We start from the raw sequence: 17,273 nt of genomic DNA on the forward strand, positions 1-17,273 counted from the left end.
CCCCCACGAAGCCGTGTTTCAAAAGAGTATGGCCAACTCCCCTCTCACGAATCCCCGACCGCGAAGGGACTGTCCGTCTCTCGCCACGGCCACCCGGGGAGTCGCGTCTGGAAGCCCGCGGCCAGCGCGGCGTCGAGGTCGTCGGCACCCGCGGGATCGTCTGCGGTGCCGTGTGTCGTCACGTCCGCGTAGTGGAAGGTGGCCTCTGCGAGCAGTCGCAAGGGCTGGTCTCCGGCGATCATCGCGGCCAGCTCGCGACCCAGCAGTTCGTCGACGACGAAGCCGGGATAGTCGTCGGTCACGTCCAGATCACGCAGTAGGCCGATCAGCGCGGCGACGTTGACCGCGCGGTCCCCGTCGGCGAACAGTTCGTCGACGGCGGCCAGGTACGCCGGTTCGTCGACGGGTTCGACGGCGACCTCGAACGCATCGCCGAGCTGTGCTCTCGTCTCGTTGAGCAACGGGACGATCACGTCCGCACGCTCTCGGACCCAGTCGCGTTCGCGTCTGACCGTCTCGGGTGTCACGTTCATCGTTCGTTCTCACACACGCCCCACACTTGTGTCTCGCCGTCGTGTCGATACGCCACTCTCGCGTGGACGGGGATATTTTTGTCGCGGCCTCGCGTGACGAGATGTATGCCCGACCAGAGACCATCGGGAGCCGAGACGCTCCGCCGGTACGTCGATCGGCGTGGCGTACTCAAGTCCGCAGCGGTCGGCCTGACTGCCCTTTCGAGTAGTCTCGCGGGCTGTTCCGACGACGTCGCGGACGGGTCAACTGATCCGTCTCGAACGGCGACACGACGATCGCCGACCGAGAGCGCCACCGCTACGCACACCGAGACCCGGACTCCCACTCGGGCGGAGACGCGAACTCCCACCCAGACGGAGACGCCGACCGCGACACGAACAAGCACGGAGGCCGAGACCCGGACGGCGACGCCACGACGGATCGAGCCAGTGTCGACGATCGGGTCGGTTCCGATTCACGAGACCGAACAGCTGCCGGCCGAACCGCAGTCGAGCGGGATTACCGGCGACGACCAGACCCACGCTCTGACCAACCGGGCTTCGGTCTCCAACGACTCCGAGGCACACCTGACCGTCGATGGCGCGCTGGTCGGGACGGGGACACTGGGGATGAACGCCAGTGCAGCGTTCCGCACGTACTGGCGGGCTCCCGAGAGCGGGACCTACACGTTGACCGCGAGCTACTGGGGCAACGGTGCCTACGAGTACGCGCCCCGAGAGAACCGCAACCGTGACTACACGCTCTGTTCGGAGACGAACCTGGCCGTCCTCACGAACGACCGGACTGTGGCTCATCAGACGCGTCCGGATCTACAGCGCGCCAACAGCGGGCTCCAGACGGGGGCGGCCGAACAGCTGCTCGAATTTCTCGCGTACCGACTCGTCGCCCCCTACGTCGGGGTCGTTGGGAGCTTGATCGCCAGAGCGGTCATCAACTGGGCAATCGACCTGGAGCGGCGCGACCCGACGGCGGGGTCGTTCCTCACGACGGCACTCGACCCGTACACCGTCGAGGTCCAGTTCACTGCGACGGCGGGGACGGTGTACCAGTTTCAGGTGACGCCGTCGGTCGGATTCGCCGGTGAGTCACACGCGGATCAGCACACGGCTGCGAAGGTCGAGTCGATCTACCACCTCGAAGGACTGTCCGTCCGTCGGGAGTGAGCGGGGCTCTCTCGTCGCTGTGTCCCGTCGAAGACACGACCGCCATCGTGCCGGATTGCGTGGTGACGCCGTCGGCTGTCCCTCTGTGACCGACTTCCCACCCCGAGGTGGGGAACACCGTCACGACCTTCCAGTCGACAGTGCGAATCGGACCCTTCCGCATTGCGAAGGCTTTTATTACCTGTGGGGAATACGCTGAGGTAGGATCGGTTTTCCGGCCGTCGGTTCCGGCCTGCAGCGTTCGACGGTCGCCGATTACGTGAACTATGTTACTACACAGCGTCCGTCCCGGCGTACGCCGACCGCCCACGACGCCGGGGGCACTCTCTGAGCTATGAGTACGGTAGACAAGCAACTCGAAACGGTGCGTGAAACGATCGACGAAGTCGTGCCTCGCGAGATCACGATCTCCGACGTGACCTACGAGGGGCCCGAACTGGTCATCTACACCCGCGATCCAAAGCAGTTCGCGCGCAACGGTGATCTGGTGCGCCGACTGGCCAGCGAGCTTCGAAAGCGAATCTCCGTCCGGCCGGACCCGGACGTGTTGACGCCGCCGTCCCGCGCCGAAGAGGCGATCAGGAAGGCCGTGCCCGACGAAGCCGAGATCTCGGAGCTGGACTTCCACGCCGACACCGGCGAGGTCCTGATCAAGGCGACGAAGCCGGGCGTCGTCATCGGCCAGAGCGGCGAGACCCTCCGGAAGATCACCCAGCGGGTCGGCTGGACCCCCGAGGTCGTCCGGACCCCGCCGATCGAGTCGGCGACGGTCCAGAACGTCCGGAACCTCCTCCAGCAGGAACGTGACGAGCGTCGAGACGTGCTCGAACGCGTTGGTCGACAGATCCACCGCGAGCCGATGTCCGACGACGAGTACGTCCGGATCACGATGCTCGGAGGCTGTCGAGAGGTCGGTCGCAACGCCTTCATCCTCTCGACGCCCGAGTCGCGCGTCCTGGTCGACTGTGGCGACGTGCCCGGTTCCGACGAACAGCCGTATCTGGAGATTCCGGAAGCGTTCGGTGCCGGCGCGAACGGCATCGACGCGGTCGTGCTGACCCACGCGCACCTCGATCACTCCGGGCTCGTCCCGCTGCTGTTCGAGTACGGCTACGACGGCCCGATCTACTGTACCGAGCCCACCCGTGATCTGCTCGGCCTGTTGACCCTCGACGCGCTCGACACGACGACGGGGGAGGGCCACGCGCCGCCCTACGACTCCGAGCGCGTTCGAGACGCCATCAAGCACACCATTACGCTCGAGTACGGCGACGTGACCGACATCGCACCCGACATCAAGCTGACGCTGCACGACGCCGGCCACGTGCTCGGGTCGGCCGTCACGCACTTTCACATCGGCGACGGGCTCTACAACGTCGCCTTTTCGGGGGACATCCACTACGACGACACGCGCCTGTTCGAGGGCGCGACCAACGAGTTCCCCCGCGTGGAGACGCTCGTCCTGGAGTCGACCTACGGCGGTCGCAACGACTACCAGACCGACCGAGAGGACGCCGAGCGCAAGCTCCTCGACCTCGTCCGGGAGACCCACGACCGCGACGGGACGGTCGTCGTTCCCTCACCAGCAGTCGGCCGCTCCCAGGAGCTCATGCTCGTCCTCGAAGCCGCGATGCGGGCCGGCGACATCCCCGAGATGCCGATCTACCTCGACGGGATGATCTGGGAGGCGACGGCAGTCCACACCACCTACCCCGAGTTCCTGCGCGAGGACCTGCGCGACCGCATCTTCGACGAGGCGGACAACCCCTTCCTCGCGGACGCCTTCGAGCCCGTCGACGGCGACGCCGATCGGGCCGCGCTGGCCGACGACGAGCCTGGGATCGTCCTCGCACCCGACGGGATGGTCACCGGCGGACCGGTCCACTCCTGGCTCGAACACCTCGCTGGCGACGCCGACTCGACGCTGGCGATGCTCGGCTACCAGGCCAGTGGCACGCTCGGCCGTCGCATCCGGAACGGCTGGAACGACCTCCCGATCGGCGACGGCGGCGAGACCGTGTCCCTCGACATGCGCGTCGAGACCGTCGAGGGCTTCTCGGGCCACGCCGATCGACAGGGACTGGAGAACTTCGTCCGGACGATGAACCCCAGTCCCGAGAAGGTCCTCTGTGTCCACGGCGACGAGTCCGCGACACAGGACCTCTCGTCTGCGCTGTACCACGACCACAATCTCCGGACGTTCGCCCCGAAGAACCTGGAGACCTTCCGGTTCGTGTAGGGCGTCGCCGCGGTGAGCGCCGGCAGCTCTGGCGGGCTCCGACACCAGTAAGACGTTGGGGCCGCTCCCGGTCAGTATGGACGACTCGCAGTACGAGCGACTCAGGACGTTGCGACGCGACCTCCACCGACACCCAGAGCCCGCCTGGCGGGAGTTCTACACGACGGCCCGCCTCGTCGAGGAACTGGAACCCACCGCGGACGAACTGGTCGTCGGCCCCGACTTTCTCGACGCCGACGACCGTCTGAGCGTTCCCGAGGAGACGACGCTGGCCGAGTGGCGCGAACGCGCCCTCGATGCCGGCGCAGACCCCGAGACGGTCGAACACCTCGAAGACGGACAGACCGGGCTCATGGTCGTCCTGGAGCGTGGCGAGGGGCCGACGGTCGGGCTGCGGGTCGACATCGACGGCCTCCCCCGCGAGGAGTCGGACGATCCCGACCACGAACCCGTCGCCGAGGGGTTCCGCTCGGAGACCGGTGCGATGCACGCCTGCGGCCACGACGCCCACGCTGCCATCGGCGTCGGCGTCTTCGAAGCGATCGCCGACAGCGACTTCACCGGGACGCTGAAGGTGCTCTTCCAGCCCGCAGAGGAGATCATCGGCGGGGCCAAAGCCGTCAGCCACCGGCACCTCGACGACATCGACGCGCTGCTGGCGGTACACATCGGGCTCGACCACCCGACCGGCGAGATCGTCGCTGGCGTGACGGACTTCCTGGCGGTCAGCCAGTTCCACGCCGAGTTCACGGGCGAGCCGGCCCACGCGGGTGGCCACCCCGCACAGGGGGAAAACGCCGTGCAGGCGATGGCGGCGGCCGTCCAGAACCTCTACGCCATCCCGCGCAACGAAGACGGCCCGACGCGGATCAACGCGGGCGTCGTCGAGGGTGGGACGGCCTCGAACATCATCCCCGAACACGCGAGCATCGAGGGTGAGGTCAGAGGAGAGACGACGGAATTGATGACGTACATGCGCGAGCGCGTGAACGACGTGATCGAACACGCCGCGGGCATGCACGGCTGTGAGTACGCGGTCGAGCGCACCGGCGAAGCGCCCAGCGCGACCAACGACGAGGAACTCGTCTCACTGGGCTACGAGGTCGCCGAAGGGATCCCCGGCGTCGACTCGCGGCTCCGCACCGCGTCGCTGGGCGGCAGCGAGGACGCGACGGTGCTCATGCGACGCGTCCAGGAGACGGGCGGCACTGCGGCCTACGTCGGTGTCGGCACCGACCACCCCGGCGGCCACCACACCGCGACGTTCGACGTGGACGAGCCGTCGCTGGCGATCGGCGTCGACTGGCTCTCGGAGACGGTGTGCGAGATCGCAGAGGAAGACGACTGAAGGCTCAGTACTTCGGATCCGCACCAGTGACGGCGTAGATTTCGTCCATCAGGTCGTCGCGCTCGGACTGCCAGCGGTCGAACCCGGCGGGGCTCGACGGGTACGACTCGTAGTGTTCGAGGAGCCGGTCGGCCAGCTGCTTGGTCTTGTAGAGGTCGTAGATCGTCCCCCAGTGGCCGAAGCTCTTGATCGCGGTCTTGAGCTTCAGTCCCAGTCCCATGTCGGCCGAGCCCGAGTACAGCGCGTCGGCGATCTTGTTGGCCGGCATCGCGGCGAGCAGCCCCATCAGATCGTCCACGTCGTAGGCCGTCGTGAAGATGTTGTACACGTCCAGCGCGGCGTAGCGGGCCCCGAAGTGGTCCATCACGCGCTCGTTGTACTCCCACAGCGCCGCCTCCTCGTCGACGCGACCGTCCTCGATGGCCTCGATGGCCTGCTCACCGGCGTACTGGCCGGCGTAGGCCGCACCGGCGATGCCGCCGCCGGTCGTCGGATTGACGTGGCCAGCGGCGTCGCCGACGGCCATAAAGCCCGGTGCGACCGCCGAGTCGTACGGTCGTCGGGTCGGCAACGCGGCCCCGAGCTTGTCCTGGACCTCGGCGTTCTCGAACTCCGAACGGCCCTGGAGGTCCTGCTTGAGGTCGTCGACGAGCTCCATCGGTTCCTCGGTCATCTGGAACCCCAGGCCGACGTTGATCTCGGTGTCTGTTCGCGGGAAGTACCAGACGTACCCCGCCGCGCGCTTTGCCGGCTTGAAGACGAGGGCGTCGTCCCACGGGACCGGCTCTTCGGTCTCGACGATCTCTCGGTAGGCCGAACAGAACTGTGAGTACGTGACGTTCGTGTCGAAGGTCGCCGAATCGAGCGTCGCCTTCTCCTGGATGATCGACAGCGCGCCAGCGGCGTCGATGACCAGTTCGGCCTCGTAGCTCGCGTGGTCGCCCTTCCGGATCGCCTCCAGCCCGGTCACGCGACCGCCGTCGTCCTGCCGTACGTCCTGGACGACGGTGTCGTAGTGGAATTCGACGCCGGCCTGCTCGGCACCCTCGATGAGCAGTCGGCCGTACTCCCAGCGATCGATGACGGCCAGTTCGCCGGGGACCGGGATCTCCAGGACCGTGTCCTCTTCGGGGATCTCGAATCGGCCGTGGTCGACGCCGGTGTTCGTGAACGCGCCCTCGATCTGGGACTTCGGGATCGCCGTCGGGAAGTTCGAGGCTCCCTTCAGCGCGTCGCCACAGGCGATGTGGCCCGCCTCCTGGGCGTCCTTGCGCTCGGCGATGACGACGTCGTAGCCCTCGTGGGCGAGCGTCGCCGCGGCGTAACAGCCCGACGTGCCCGCGCCGACGACGGCCACGTCGTACTCGTGGGTGGTCATGGACGGGACCTATCTCCCGAGGGAGAAAACTCTTTATCCCGACGACGCCGGTATCTGTCGGTTCGCCAGGGTCTCGGCGAGGATCCAGCGCCGCGACGTGTACGGTTCCGGTACGCTCTGTCGTGGTCGATGCCACGCCCGGCGCGAGATCGTCTCTCGGACGCCAACTGCCCGACAGCGCCGACTCGTCCGATAACAAGAGTTTTGCCGAGCGGTTCCGAACGCCGGGACATGACCGAGTACACCGTGGAGTTCGTGGGGACCGGCGAAGAGATCACGGTCTCGGAGAAGGAGACGATCCTGAGCCGGTGTCTCGAAGAGGGGATCGCACAGGAGTACTCCTGTCGCGTGGGGATGTGTCTGGCCTGTTCGGCAGAGATCGTCGACGGCGACGTCGTCCAGCCCGCCGCACGGGGACTCACCGAGGCAGAGCGGGAACGCTACGCGCTGACCTGTATGGCGCGGCCGGCTTCGGACCTCAAACTCGACCGCGGGAAGTACCCGCCCAGCATCGAGGCGGAGGTCTCGGCCGACGTGGCCGGCGACGAGCAGGCGGCCGCCGACGACTGAGCGTATTAATTCCTTCGTCCGAGACAGAAAGAATCGCAGAACTGAATCTCGAACCCACCTCGTCCGCGTTCTGTCGGTCTCAGAGACGTTACCACGCGCTTTCGAGAAGGACAGATCATATAAGCGAGTGGCTCCTATGTCGAATCGAATCGTTGCAGACCCGCGCCAGGGGTCAGCCGTCGGAGACTGCCACACCTGCACAATCATGACCAGCCGTGTATACAGACTTCATTCGACACTCGAACTGCCACTCGAAGACACGTACGACCTCTTCGAGGAACCCGACCTTCCCCCCGAAATCGCCGACGTCGAGATTACGCGGCGGAACAACACGCTGATCATCAGCGCCGTTTCGGCCGACGACACGATCAGCAAGTACACGCCGACGGCCCAGCTGAAGGCCAGCGTCACGGAGAATCGAGTCTACGAGGAAGATCCCGAAGAGATGGACGGACCCGGCCCCGGTCCCAACAGCGGTGGTGGCAGTCCACAGTGGGGGACCTTCGAGGAGGAGGAAGAAGAGATCCCCTCCGAACTCGTCGAGTACGCCTGTTTCAAGGGCGACCTCGAAACGGTGCTCCAGAACACGGCCCTGCAGTATCCGATGTTCCAGGTCCTCTGTGAAGTCGCGAAAAACGCCGAGAAGGGGACGCTTACGGCGATCGTCTGCGTCGACGAGGAACTCGAAGCGGTCCGGATCGTCGACGGCGAGGAACTCCCCGCGACGATCAACGTCGTCGAAGAGCCACGCGACGACGCCGAAAACGAGAGCGTCGACTGGCGAAACAACGAGTTCATCAGCTAACGCTCCGTTCCCTGCCAGCGGGACCCGTCTCCCAGGTCCGCTCGTCCCGGCCAGCGGTCGGTGTTCGCGGTTGTCGAACCGTCCGAACCGTGGTGCGACGCGTGTCGTGTGTGTCCGAGTCACGCGTCCACTCGAACTCCAAAAAGTACTTACAGCCCATCTAATTATATCTCATTACCAATGGCAGACTTCCCCGACTACCTCGACGTCGACTACACCGACGGCGAGGGCGAGACGCCGGAGGACTACCCGTCGATCAACCACAAGATCGAGAAGGCCATCGAGGTCACCAAGGAAGGCCTCGAAGCGTACGAGAACCCGGTCGTCATGTGGACCGGCGGCAAGGACTCGACGCTGACGCTGTACTTCGTCAAGGAGGTCGCCGACCGCTTCGACCTCGAAGTCCCGCCGGTCGTCTTCATCGACCACTACCAGCACTTCGACGAGCTCATCGAGTTCGTCGAGCACTGGGCCGACGAGTGGGACCTCGAAGTCATCTGGGCTCGTAACACCGACGTCGGCGACTACGTCGAAGAGAACGGACTCGATCCGGGCGACGACATCCCGATCGACGCCCTCTCGGAGCACAACCAGCACCACGTCCGCGAGATCCTCGAGTACGAGGAGGACAGCTTCCCATTCCTGCTCGATACCTACGTCGGCAACCACCTGCTGAAGACGGTCGCGCTCAACGACGCCATCGAGGCCCACGACGTCGACGGCATCATCTCGGGCATCCGCTGGGACGAGCAGGAGTCCCGCGCCGACGAGACGTTCTTCTCCCCGCGCCACGACCCGGACATCTACCCGCCCCACGACCGCATCCAGACGATCCTCCAGTTCGACGAGGCTGCCGTCTGGGACGCCTTCTGGAACTTCGTCGTCCCGGACACCGTCGAGGGATTCCCCGAGGAGGGGTACGTCCCCGAGACCGACGACGACCTGCCCGACGGCATCGAGCAGGACGACATCCCCGTCTCGCCGAAGTACTTCGCCGGGTTCCGTTCGCTCGGCTCCGAAGTCTCGACCGACAAGGCAGCCGAGGAACCCGCCTGGCAGCAGGACCTCGACTCGACGACCGAGCGCGCGGGCCGCGCCCAGGACAAAGAGGACCTGATGGAGCGCCTGCGCGACCTCGGCTACATGTAACCCACGTTTTTCGGCTTCGGCTTCGGGTTCGCGCTTCGCGCGCACCGCTCGCGCAAAAACGTGGGTGAAAAACCGCGAGCGCCCCCTCTGGGGACGCTCGCGGCGAATCGTGTGCTTCTGGGTTACTCGTGTGGCCGTCGTAGTCGGCCAGACGCTCTGCCTTCTCTCGCGGTGTGATACGGATTAGTGTAGATCTTTCCCGGATCAACCGCACGACAGTGTGCGGTCGACCGGGCAAACGGCTACAATAATCCGTATGAGCGGATCGTCGTACCCGTGGCTCGAATCGCGGACGCGCTACGACCTGCGGAAGTGAGCGTAGGCGACCAGCAGCGTCAGGACGAGCGCGCCGACTGCGCCCGGTGGGTGGACCTCGAACGCGACCACCAGCAGGAGGAGGAAGTTCGCAGCCAGGAGGACGAGAGCGGCGTCCAGTCGTTCTCGGAGGGCCGTGTCGGTCATGTGCTCGGTTGTACCGAGACGGGAGAAAAGTCTGTTGACTGTCGGCTGGGCAGGGCGATTACACGCGCTTTCTGGCCCGGTGGCGCGCCGTGGCTCGCTGCCGGAGGTACCACACGAGCGGGAGCGCGCCGATGGTCGCGAGCGCGGCGAGGTTCGCCCACGCCGTCACCGACAGCGATCCGACGCCGAACCCCGGCGTCGTCGCGAGGAGTCCGAGCCCGACCAGCGGAAACGGTGCCGCGAGCCACGGGGTGTCGCCGCGGTGGGCGATCACGCCAGCGAGGACGACGACGCCGCCGAAGGCGGCCAGTGCGAGGTGGCCCCACGTGCTGTCGGGACCCGACAGCGGGAGGTAGAAGCCGTTGGCCACGAGGGTCAGCCCCAGTCCCTCCGCAAGTGCGGCGACCAGTCGCCCGCCGATGCGTGGCTCGCCCGACCGCAGAGACAGATCGCTGGGTCGACGGCCACCGGGTCGCTCTCGGCCGTCTTCGTCTGGCGCAGGCATCTCAGCGTCGCCGGTACCGGTCGCCGTCTCGTTCGAGTCGCGACTCGTCGACGCCGCGCTGGAGCGCCCGCCGAATCTCCATCCGGTCGACACCCCGTTGTGTCATCAGCGCCACGATCTGGTCGCGCGAACACCAGCCGTCGCTGTCGGCCGCTTCGGCGACGGTCTCGACGACGCGGGTCGTGATGTCTGTCACGGTCGTGCTGGGCGGCCCGATGATTTGGAGGTTTCGGCCCTGTCGGCCGTTCTCGGCGTCGCGGCGACGACCACCACAGTCTCTCACTGTGTGCGAGCCCGTGTCGTCTGCCACTCCAGGACGATCTCGATACTCAGCCAGACGGAGAGCCACACCCAGAGGAGCGCGACCACGATCACCGTCGAGGACAGCAGTAGGAGGGGTCGCGTGGCGACCACCAGCGCGGGGTACAGATAGAGTGTCGCCACCCCCATGACGAGGAGCGCCACCAGTCCACAGGCAGCGTGCTCACCGAGGCTAGACGCTCCCGGTGCGGTGGTCTCTCGGGTCTCTGGTCCGCCCTCGCCGTTCGACTGTGGTGTGTGCATACATACCGCCCTCTGCCTAGAGCTTCTCGCCACTTTCCCATAAAATTTGCCGCTAGCTGTGAATGTCGAGCGGGAACACTACCGAGCGCCGCGGCGGCTGCCGTCCGGCCTCGCGGCAAAGTTCTTACCAGTCGCTCACGTTGTACGGCCGTGCCAACAAGACGCACACTCGTCGCGGCCCTGCTCGCCGGTGGCGTCGGTGCGTCGGTCGTCGAGCCGCTCCGGAGCGGCCTCGACCGGTTCGCACCGCTGAGCGGCGATGTCTGGGACGCGGCGACCGACTCGGTTCCGGAGACCGTCGCGACACCGTACGGGGAAGCGACGGTACGGTACGACGACCAGGGCGTCCCGACGATCGCGGCCAACGACGAGGACAGCCTCTACTTCGCGGTGGGCTACGTCCACGCGGCGGATCGACTCTTCCAGATGGATCTGATCCGCCGCCGGATGCGGGGCGAACTGTCGGCCGCCGTCGGCGAACAGACCGTCGAGAGCGACCTGTTCCATCGACAGATGGACTTCGCCGCCGCGGCCGAGGCCAACTGGGAGTTGCTGTCGGGAACGCCAGCGGGCGAGGCCGTAGCGGCCCACGCGGCGGGCGTGAACGCGTTCCGGCGTCGTCGATCCGACCCGCTCGAATTCCGGCTGCTGGGCTACGAGCCCGAACCCTGGACGCCCGTCGACAGCATGCTGATTCAGAAACAGATCTCGTGGGGGCTGACTGGCGACTTCACGTCGCTCCGGCGGGCGACAATCGCCGACGCGTTCGGGGCCGAGACGGCCGACCGTATCGCCCCGCGTCGGTACGATCACGACGCCGCGATCCTCCGCTCGCGCCGGCCCGACGTGTCCTTCGCCGACGGGACAGCCGGGTCCGCCGGAGGGAGCGGTGCGGGCGATCTCGCCGGCTGGCTCGCGGGGTTCGAGTGGCCCGACGGCGTCGGCTCGAACAGCTGGGTCGTCGGCGGCGAACACACCGAGAGCGGGCTGCCCCTGCTGGCCAACGACCCGCACCTGACGCTGCTCGCGCCGCCCGTGTGGTACGAGATGCACCACGAACTGCCGGACCACTCCGTCAGCGGCGTCACGTTCCCCGGTCAGCCGTTCGTCGTCATCGGCGAGAACGACGCGGGCGCGTGGGGGTTCACCAACGCCGGTCTGGACGTGCTTGACGTGTACGACTACGAGATCGACGGCGAACAGTACCGCTACGGCGACGAGTGGCGGTCGTTCGACACCCGCACCGAGACCGTCGCGGTCAGTGGCGGCAGGGACCGCGAGGTGACCGTCAGGAAGACGGTCCACGGGCCGCTCCTCGAACGGCGGAGCCAGCGCGTCGGCGTCGCCTGGACCGGACTCACCGCCGGCCGAACTGCGAGGGCCGTCCGCGGCCTCAACCGGAGCGACGGCCGGGACGAGGCCGTCGCGGCCCTCTCGATGTTCGACCAGCCCACCCAGAACGCCGTCTACGCCGACCGGGACGGGAACACTCACTACCACGTCACCGGCCTGGTGCCGATCAGACGGACCGACGGCGAACCGGTCGCCGGAGACCGGGTCTTCGACGGGTCCGCACGCGAAGGCGAGTGGCCGGGCTACGAACCCTACGGTCAGCCCGACTTCGAGAGCGACGGCTGGATCCCCTTCGAAGACAAACCCCACGCCGACGACCCCGCACTGCTGGCGACGGCGAACCAGCGCGTCGTCGCCGACGCCGCCAGCGAGTACTACCTCTCGGATGGGTATTCCGCACCCTGGCGCGGCCAGCGGCTCTACGATCGGCTCGACGAACTCGTGGCGGCCGACACACCCCTGACCCCGGCCGACAGCCGGGCGCTCCAGCTCGACAGCTACGACCGCCGGGCGGCGCTCTTCGTCCCAGAGATCCTGGCCGCACGGCCGGCTATGAGCGACCGTGCCCGCTCGCTGGCCGACGAACTCGTCGACTGGGACTTCCGCATGGTCCGGGACTCGCGGGCGGCGCTGGTCTTCGCGCTCTTTCTCGATCACTACCGCCAGCGGGTGTTCGGGCCGCTCTTCGACGCTGCTGGGCTCGACCGAGCACTCGTTCCGAACGACTGGGTCCTGTTGCACCTCGATCCCGACGATCCGTGGTTCCGTGACCCGCCGATCGGCGAGCCCCGCGAACGCGAGTCGCTCCTCGCCGCTGCCGTGGCCGACACCGCCGCCGAGATCGACGCCGAGGGGTACGAGCGATACGGCGACTACAACCGAACGGAGATCGACCACCCGTTCGATCTGGGCTTCCTGAACTACCCCGAGTACCCCACCGACGGATCGTCCGCGACGCTGCGGAACGTCCGCGTCGAGTCGGGCATCGGCAGCAGCTACCGACTGCTCGCGCGGTTCGACGGCGAGCGCTCGCTGTCGGTGCTGCCGGGGGGCAACGACGGCGACTACTTCTCGGATCACTACGCCGACCAGCTCCGTGCGTGGGCCGACGGCGAGTACTCGCCGTTGACTCCCAGTCTGACGGGATCGCCCTCGATTCGCTTCCGGCCGGGAGGTGGCGACAGTGCGTGACGACGGCGGTGTCCCCGGGCTCCCGGATCGGCTCTGGCGGCTCCAGACGGATCCGACGGACCGCTGGCGTGCGACGGTGCTCGCGGGGACGGTGGGGGCGTTGCTCGCGACGGTCCACTGGAGTGGTCTCCTCGCGGGCGGGGCTCTCGTGGGTCTGGCGTGGCCGACGCTCCGGCGTGCCGTCCTCGCCGGACTCGGCTTCGGGATCGCGGTCGTCGCCCTCTTCGCGCTCGAACTCGCGCTCGGCGGCTCGCTCGTGGCCACGCTCCGTATGGGTGTTTTCGGCCTCGTGCCGGTGGTCGTGCCGGTCGTCGCCGCGCCCCTCGGCGCGACCGTCCGCGGACTGGTTCCCGACGCGACGGCCGGCGATTAGCTATTGTTTTGTCGGCCGACAGGCACAATTTATACATACGAGTCGCGAGCTACTGTCACCCATGGCATCTATCGATACGAGCGTCAATCGGCCGAACGTGCCGGCCGACGGCACGACCGTGACCGCCGAAATCGACGTCGAGCCGGGGGAACAGGAGACCGACGTGCGACGCCACATCGCTCTCTGTATCGACACGAGCGGGTCGATGGAGGGAGACAACATCAAACGCGCTCGCGACGGCGCTGCGTGGGTCTTCGGGCTGTTGGCCGACGAGGACTACGTGAGTATCGTCGCGTTCGACACCGAGGCGACGGTGATCCTGCCCGCGACACGGTGGTCGGATCTCGACCGCCAGACCGCGATGGACCACGTCGAGGAGCTGACTGCCGGCGGCGGCACCGACATGTACAACGGGCTCAAGGCCGCCAAGGAGACGCTGTCGTCCTCCGCGACCGGCCCCGACACGGTCAAGCGACTCCTCTTGCTCTCGGACGGCAAGGACAACGAACGCACGCCCGACGAGTTCGAGGGACTGGCCGAAGCCATCGACGACGCCGGGATCCGGATCCAGTCGGCCGGGATCGGGACCGACTACAACGAGGACACGATCCGGACGCTCGGGACGGTCGGGCGCGGGACGTGGACTCACCTCGAAGCGCCCGGCGACATCGAGGACTTCTTCGGCGAGGCCGTCGAGCAGGCCGGCTCGGTCGTCGCGCCGGACGCCCACCTCGATCTCGACGTGGCTCCCGGCGTCGAGGTCAGCGAGGTGTATCGCGCGCTCCCGCAGGCCCAGGAAGTCTCGCCCGAGTGGGAGGCAAACGCCACCCGCATCAAGCTCCCCGACCTGATCGAACGGGAGAGCCAGCGGGTCGTCCTCAAGATCCACGCGCCGCCCCGCGAGCCCGGCAGCGAGGAGGTGCTCGCAGACGTACAGCTCTCGGCCCGCGGCGACACTGCGAGCGACCAGATCGCCGTCGAGTACACGGACGAACAGGAGAAATTGGCCGAGCACAACGAGTCCGTCGACATCGACCACAAACAGACCGTCATCCGGACGGAGCTTGGCAAGGGCAACGTCGAGGCCGCCGAGACGAAAGTCGAGCAGATGACGGTGATCCACGGCGAGGACGCCGACGCCGTCGAAGAGGCCGAACGCCAGACCGAGATCGTCAAAGAGGGCGGTCGTGCCGAACAGAGCCAGGCGACCCAGATCGTCGACAGCGACGACGGCATCCAGTGATGGCCCGCGTCGGCGGTGAGACTCGATGACGACGTTCGAGGCGGGCGACCTCGTCGCCGGCCAGTATCGCGTTCAGGGCGAGGCCGGCAGCGGCGGCTTTGCGGTCGCCTACGAGGCGATCGACGAGGACAGCGGCGACACGGTCGCGGTGAAGGTCCCAAACTACGCCGGCTCCAGCAACGACCGTGACGTGATCGAGCAGTACTTCCTGAAAGAGGCCGACGCGCTCGAAACCGTCCGGGCGGCAGGAGGCAACGACAACGTGATGGACCTGATCGAGCGCACCGACGAGGGCGACACCCCGGTGCTGGTCGTCCAGTTCGTCGACGGCTACGAGCTGGACGACGCCATCGACCGCGTCGGGCCGCTCGATCCCGCGGAGGTCCGGCGGGTCGGGATCGGGCTCTGTGACGCGATGAGCTTCCTCCACGAGAACGACATCGTCTACCGGGACCTCAAGCCCGACAACATCATGCTCGCCGGACAGGACCACCCGATCTTGATCGACTTCAACACGGCGACGGGGTTCGACGGAACCGACGCCGACGACGCCGGAACGACGATTCTCGGACCGTACAAACCCCGAGAGATCGCCGAAGCCAGCGACGCCGAGGACGGGCAGGGCCCGTGGTCTGACGTGTACTCGATCGGGAAGATCCTCCTGTTCTTGCTGAAGGGAACCGTCCCGAAGAAAGACGGCGTCGACCCCCGGGACTTCGGCGTCGACTGCCCGACGTACCTCGCGGAGATCATCGCTCGCGCGACACAGACCGACTACCGGGATCGCTACCCCAACGCGACCTCGATGAAGTACGTGCTAGAGGCCAAAGACCCCAGTCCGCCGCCACAGGCGAGCCTGGAGGCGCTGGGCGAAGACCGGTCGTTCACCATCCACCCCGGCGACACGATCGGCCGGGACGGCGGCGCGACGACGCCGTCGATCACGCTCGAAGACGCCGACGAGCACGTCTCTCCGATCCACGTTCGCTTCGATACGAGCAACGACGAGGCGATCTGGCGACTGGAGGATCACAGCCTCAACGGGACCTACGTCAACACTCAGACCGGCTGGCAGCGACTCCTCCAGCCCGGCGGCAAAGAGCTACTGGAAGCGCGTGGCGGCGATCCGACCGACCGAAACGGCGAGGACCCGCCCAGCGAGCACGCGCTCGGCGACGGGGACCTCATCGCGCTCGTCCACCCGAGCTACGGGACGACATTCGAGTTCAACGTCTCTCAGACATGATCTACGCGACGAACTACGACATCGGCGAACGCAAGCGGTCCAGCGGGATCAACGAGGACAGTCTCGCGGTCGACGTGATCGAACAGGGCCACCGCGACGGCCTCGTCGACCGCTCGGAGGAGGTCGACGGCCAGCCGGACGATGCCCACGACGGCACCGACGCCGAGGCGGAAAGCGACGAGACGGGAGCGGCGTCCGAGGAGCGATCGGAGCCACGGAACCGCAGCGTCGCTACCTTCGTCCTCGCCGACGGTGCGGGCGGGTACGAGGCCGGCGACGTGGCCTCTTACATCGCCACGACGACGATCACGACCGAACTGCAGGCCGTTGCGAGTCGTGCCCTCCGGAGCAACCCGGCGGCGTTCGACGTGACCCTGCCCGATGCGGTCGCGACCGACCCGCCGACGCCGGCCGAGATCCAGAGCGCGCTGGAGGCGGCCATCACGACCGCCCACCGCGAGATCGTCCGCTACACGAACGAGACCGGCAACCGAGCGTACACGACCGTCGTCGCCGGCCTCTGTTTCGGCGGTCGGTGTTACTACGCGTGGGTCGGCGACAGCCGCGCGTACCTGCTCAACGAGGCGCGCGAGACGATCGAACTGCTGACCAGGGACCACGGCGTCGTGACCGAACTCCGCGACCGCGGCGAGATCGACGACGTGGCGGCCCACGTCCACCCTCGCGGCAACGAGATCACCCGCGCACTGGGCGGCGGGGCCGACCAGGACCCGGACGCTGCGACGGTCGCGGTCGACAGCAACGTCGTCCCGCTGTACGCCGAGGACGTGTTGCTGGTCACCAGCGACGGGCTCATCGACGCCCAGACCGACGCCCCGGAACTGTACGACGAGTACGTCGAGTCGGACCGCTCGGAGGCGGCGGCCCAGCGCGTCCTCGACGCCGTCGTCACGGACGAGGAGATCAGAGAGTGCGTCCTGACGGCGGAGTCGCTGGCCGCGGCCAGCGAGGCGCTCGTCGAGATGGCCAACGACCGGGGCGGGAAGGACAACCTCTCGACGCTGTTCTTGCAGGACCCGGCGCTTCCGACGACACCGGAGAATCGACCGCTGACCCGCGCGCTGGCGACGGAACCCGTCGAGGACCGTGAGACGGTCCTGCTCCCGGAGGAAGGGGAAACGCCCTGAGG

At 67.2% G+C, this 17,273-nt stretch carries 17 protein-coding genes; 11 read left to right on the forward strand and 6 right to left on the reverse strand.

Annotated features, from left to right (window positions below):
• Positions 1–44: 44 nt before the first annotated feature.
• Positions 45–533: a hypothetical protein gene (locus ACAH01_RS04995; RefSeq protein WP_170095108.1), complete on the reverse strand. Its 489-nt coding sequence runs from the start codon at positions 531–533 to the stop codon at positions 45–47.
• 105 nt (positions 534–638) lie between these two features.
• Here ACAH01_RS04995 and ACAH01_RS05000 point away from each other — a divergent pair, with 105 nt between their 5' ends.
• The 3 genes from ACAH01_RS05000 (at position 639) to ACAH01_RS05010 (ending at position 5,284) form a co-directional block, all read left to right on the forward strand.
• The gene (locus ACAH01_RS05000) at positions 639–1,697 is read left to right on the forward strand and encodes a hypothetical protein (protein WP_372480449.1); all 1,059 of its coding nucleotides are present in this window, start codon (positions 639–641) and stop codon (positions 1,695–1,697) included.
• Positions 1,698–2,031: 334 nt separating this feature from the next.
• Positions 2,032–3,936, forward strand: a complete 1,905-nt coding sequence (locus ACAH01_RS05005) for a beta-CASP ribonuclease aCPSF1 (RefSeq protein WP_372480450.1) — start codon at positions 2,032–2,034, stop codon at positions 3,934–3,936.
• 76 nt (positions 3,937–4,012) lie between these two features.
• A complete protein-coding gene (locus ACAH01_RS05010) occupies positions 4,013–5,284 on the forward strand; it encodes an amidohydrolase (protein WP_372480451.1) in 1,272 nt (423 codons plus the stop codon).
• A 4-nt stretch (positions 5,285–5,288) separates the two neighbouring features.
• On the opposite strand, the gene ACAH01_RS05015 is transcribed toward ACAH01_RS05010, so the two are convergent.
• Positions 5,289–6,662, reverse strand: coding sequence for a geranylgeranyl reductase family protein (locus ACAH01_RS05015; RefSeq protein WP_170095104.1), 1,374 nt, complete (start codon positions 6,660–6,662; stop codon positions 5,289–5,291).
• A 231-nt stretch (positions 6,663–6,893) separates the two neighbouring features.
• On the opposite strand from ACAH01_RS05015, the gene ACAH01_RS05020 reads away from it, so the two are divergent.
• The 3 genes from ACAH01_RS05020 (at position 6,894) to ACAH01_RS05030 (ending at position 9,186) form a co-directional block, all read left to right on the forward strand.
• Positions 6,894–7,232, forward strand: coding sequence for a 2Fe-2S iron-sulfur cluster binding domain-containing protein (locus tag ACAH01_RS05020; RefSeq protein ID WP_170095103.1), 339 nt, complete (start codon positions 6,894–6,896; stop codon positions 7,230–7,232).
• Positions 7,233–7,437: 205 nt separating this feature from the next.
• Entirely contained in the window at positions 7,438–8,037 is a 600-nt protein-coding gene (locus ACAH01_RS05025) for a hypothetical protein (RefSeq protein ID WP_170095102.1), read from the forward strand.
• A 180-nt stretch (positions 8,038–8,217) separates the two neighbouring features.
• A complete protein-coding gene (locus ACAH01_RS05030; RefSeq protein ID WP_153554123.1) occupies positions 8,218–9,186 on the forward strand; it encodes a phosphoadenosine phosphosulfate reductase family protein in 969 nt (322 codons plus the stop codon).
• 297 nt (positions 9,187–9,483) lie between these two features.
• Here the strand turns inward: ACAH01_RS05030 and ACAH01_RS05035 are convergent, their stop codons facing one another.
• The 4 genes from ACAH01_RS05035 to ACAH01_RS05050 form a co-directional block, all read right to left on the reverse strand.
• Positions 9,484–9,648, reverse strand: coding sequence for a hypothetical protein (locus ACAH01_RS05035; protein ID WP_170095101.1), 165 nt, complete (start codon positions 9,646–9,648; stop codon positions 9,484–9,486).
• Positions 9,649–9,706: 58 nt separating this feature from the next.
• Complete coding sequence (locus ACAH01_RS05040) at positions 9,707–10,153, reverse strand: hypothetical protein (protein ID WP_372480452.1); 447 nt, start codon at positions 10,151–10,153, stop codon at positions 9,707–9,709.
• Position 10,154: 1 nt separating this feature from the next.
• The gene (locus tag ACAH01_RS05045) at positions 10,155–10,349 is read right to left on the reverse strand and encodes a hypothetical protein (protein WP_372480453.1); all 195 of its coding nucleotides are present in this window, start codon (positions 10,347–10,349) and stop codon (positions 10,155–10,157) included.
• 83 nt (positions 10,350–10,432) lie between these two features.
• Entirely contained in the window at positions 10,433–10,717 is a 285-nt protein-coding gene (locus tag ACAH01_RS05050) for a hypothetical protein (protein ID WP_372480454.1), read from the reverse strand.
• 150 nt (positions 10,718–10,867) lie between these two features.
• Here ACAH01_RS05050 and ACAH01_RS05055 point away from each other — a divergent pair, with 150 nt between their 5' ends.
• From ACAH01_RS05055 to ACAH01_RS05075, 5 genes are all read left to right on the forward strand, one after another.
• Positions 10,868–13,261 (forward strand): penicillin acylase family protein, encoded by a 2,394-nt coding sequence (locus ACAH01_RS05055; protein WP_372480455.1) that lies wholly within the window; start codon positions 10,868–10,870, stop codon positions 13,259–13,261.
• Positions 13,254–13,634, forward strand: a complete 381-nt coding sequence (locus tag ACAH01_RS05060; protein ID WP_372480456.1) for a hypothetical protein — start codon at positions 13,254–13,256, stop codon at positions 13,632–13,634. Before ACAH01_RS05055 ends, ACAH01_RS05060 begins: the two co-directional genes overlap by 8 nt.
• Before the next feature lie 61 nt (positions 13,635–13,695).
• Complete coding sequence (locus ACAH01_RS05065) at positions 13,696–14,877, forward strand: VWA domain-containing protein (RefSeq protein ID WP_153554117.1); 1,182 nt, start codon at positions 13,696–13,698, stop codon at positions 14,875–14,877.
• Between the two features lie 25 nt (positions 14,878–14,902).
• Complete coding sequence (locus tag ACAH01_RS05070; protein ID WP_170095095.1) at positions 14,903–16,123, forward strand: FHA domain-containing serine/threonine-protein kinase; 1,221 nt, start codon at positions 14,903–14,905, stop codon at positions 16,121–16,123.
• Entirely contained in the window at positions 16,120–17,271 is a 1,152-nt protein-coding gene (locus ACAH01_RS05075; protein WP_372480457.1) for a PP2C family serine/threonine-protein phosphatase, read from the forward strand. The genes ACAH01_RS05070 and ACAH01_RS05075 overlap by 4 nt, the downstream gene beginning before the upstream one ends.
• The last annotated feature ends 2 nt before the right edge of the window (positions 17,272–17,273 follow it).

The sequence above is a fragment of the Halomicrobium sp. HM KBTZ05 genome (assembly GCF_041530035.1).
Taxonomy (GTDB): Archaea; Halobacteriota; Halobacteria; order Halobacteriales; family Haloarculaceae; genus Halomicrobium.

What these genes read in the sequence shown, in the direction of transcription:
- ACAH01_RS05015 (WP_170095104.1), bottom strand. Translation starts at nt 6,662, where the DNA reads ATGACCACCCACGAGTACGACGTGGCCGTCGTCGGCGCGGGCACGTCG.
- ACAH01_RS04995 (WP_170095108.1), bottom strand. Translation starts at nt 533, where the DNA reads ATGAACGTGACACCCGAGACGGTCAGACGCGAACGCGACTGGGTCCGA.
- ACAH01_RS05030 (WP_153554123.1), top strand. Translation starts at nt 8,218, where the DNA reads ATGGCAGACTTCCCCGACTACCTCGACGTCGACTACACCGACGGCGAG.
- ACAH01_RS05035 (WP_170095101.1), bottom strand. Translation starts at nt 9,648, where the DNA reads ATGACCGACACGGCCCTCCGAGAACGACTGGACGCCGCTCTCGTCCTC.
- ACAH01_RS05040 (WP_372480452.1), bottom strand. Translation starts at nt 10,153, where the DNA reads ATGCCTGCGCCAGACGAAGACGGCCGAGAGCGACCCGGTGGCCGTCGA.
- ACAH01_RS05070 (WP_170095095.1), top strand. Translation starts at nt 14,903, where the DNA reads ATGACGACGTTCGAGGCGGGCGACCTCGTCGCCGGCCAGTATCGCGTT.
- ACAH01_RS05005 (WP_372480450.1), top strand. Translation starts at nt 2,032, where the DNA reads ATGAGTACGGTAGACAAGCAACTCGAAACGGTGCGTGAAACGATCGAC.
- ACAH01_RS05025 (WP_170095102.1), top strand. Translation starts at nt 7,438, where the DNA reads ATGACCAGCCGTGTATACAGACTTCATTCGACACTCGAACTGCCACTC.
- ACAH01_RS05075 (WP_372480457.1), top strand. Translation starts at nt 16,120, where the DNA reads ATGATCTACGCGACGAACTACGACATCGGCGAACGCAAGCGGTCCAGC.
- ACAH01_RS05000 (WP_372480449.1), top strand. Translation starts at nt 639, where the DNA reads ATGCCCGACCAGAGACCATCGGGAGCCGAGACGCTCCGCCGGTACGTC.
- ACAH01_RS05020 (WP_170095103.1), top strand. Translation starts at nt 6,894, where the DNA reads ATGACCGAGTACACCGTGGAGTTCGTGGGGACCGGCGAAGAGATCACG.
- ACAH01_RS05065 (WP_153554117.1), top strand. Translation starts at nt 13,696, where the DNA reads ATGGCATCTATCGATACGAGCGTCAATCGGCCGAACGTGCCGGCCGAC.
- ACAH01_RS05050 (WP_372480454.1), bottom strand. Translation starts at nt 10,717, where the DNA reads ATGCACACACCACAGTCGAACGGCGAGGGCGGACCAGAGACCCGAGAG.
- ACAH01_RS05010 (WP_372480451.1), top strand. Translation starts at nt 4,013, where the DNA reads ATGGACGACTCGCAGTACGAGCGACTCAGGACGTTGCGACGCGACCTC.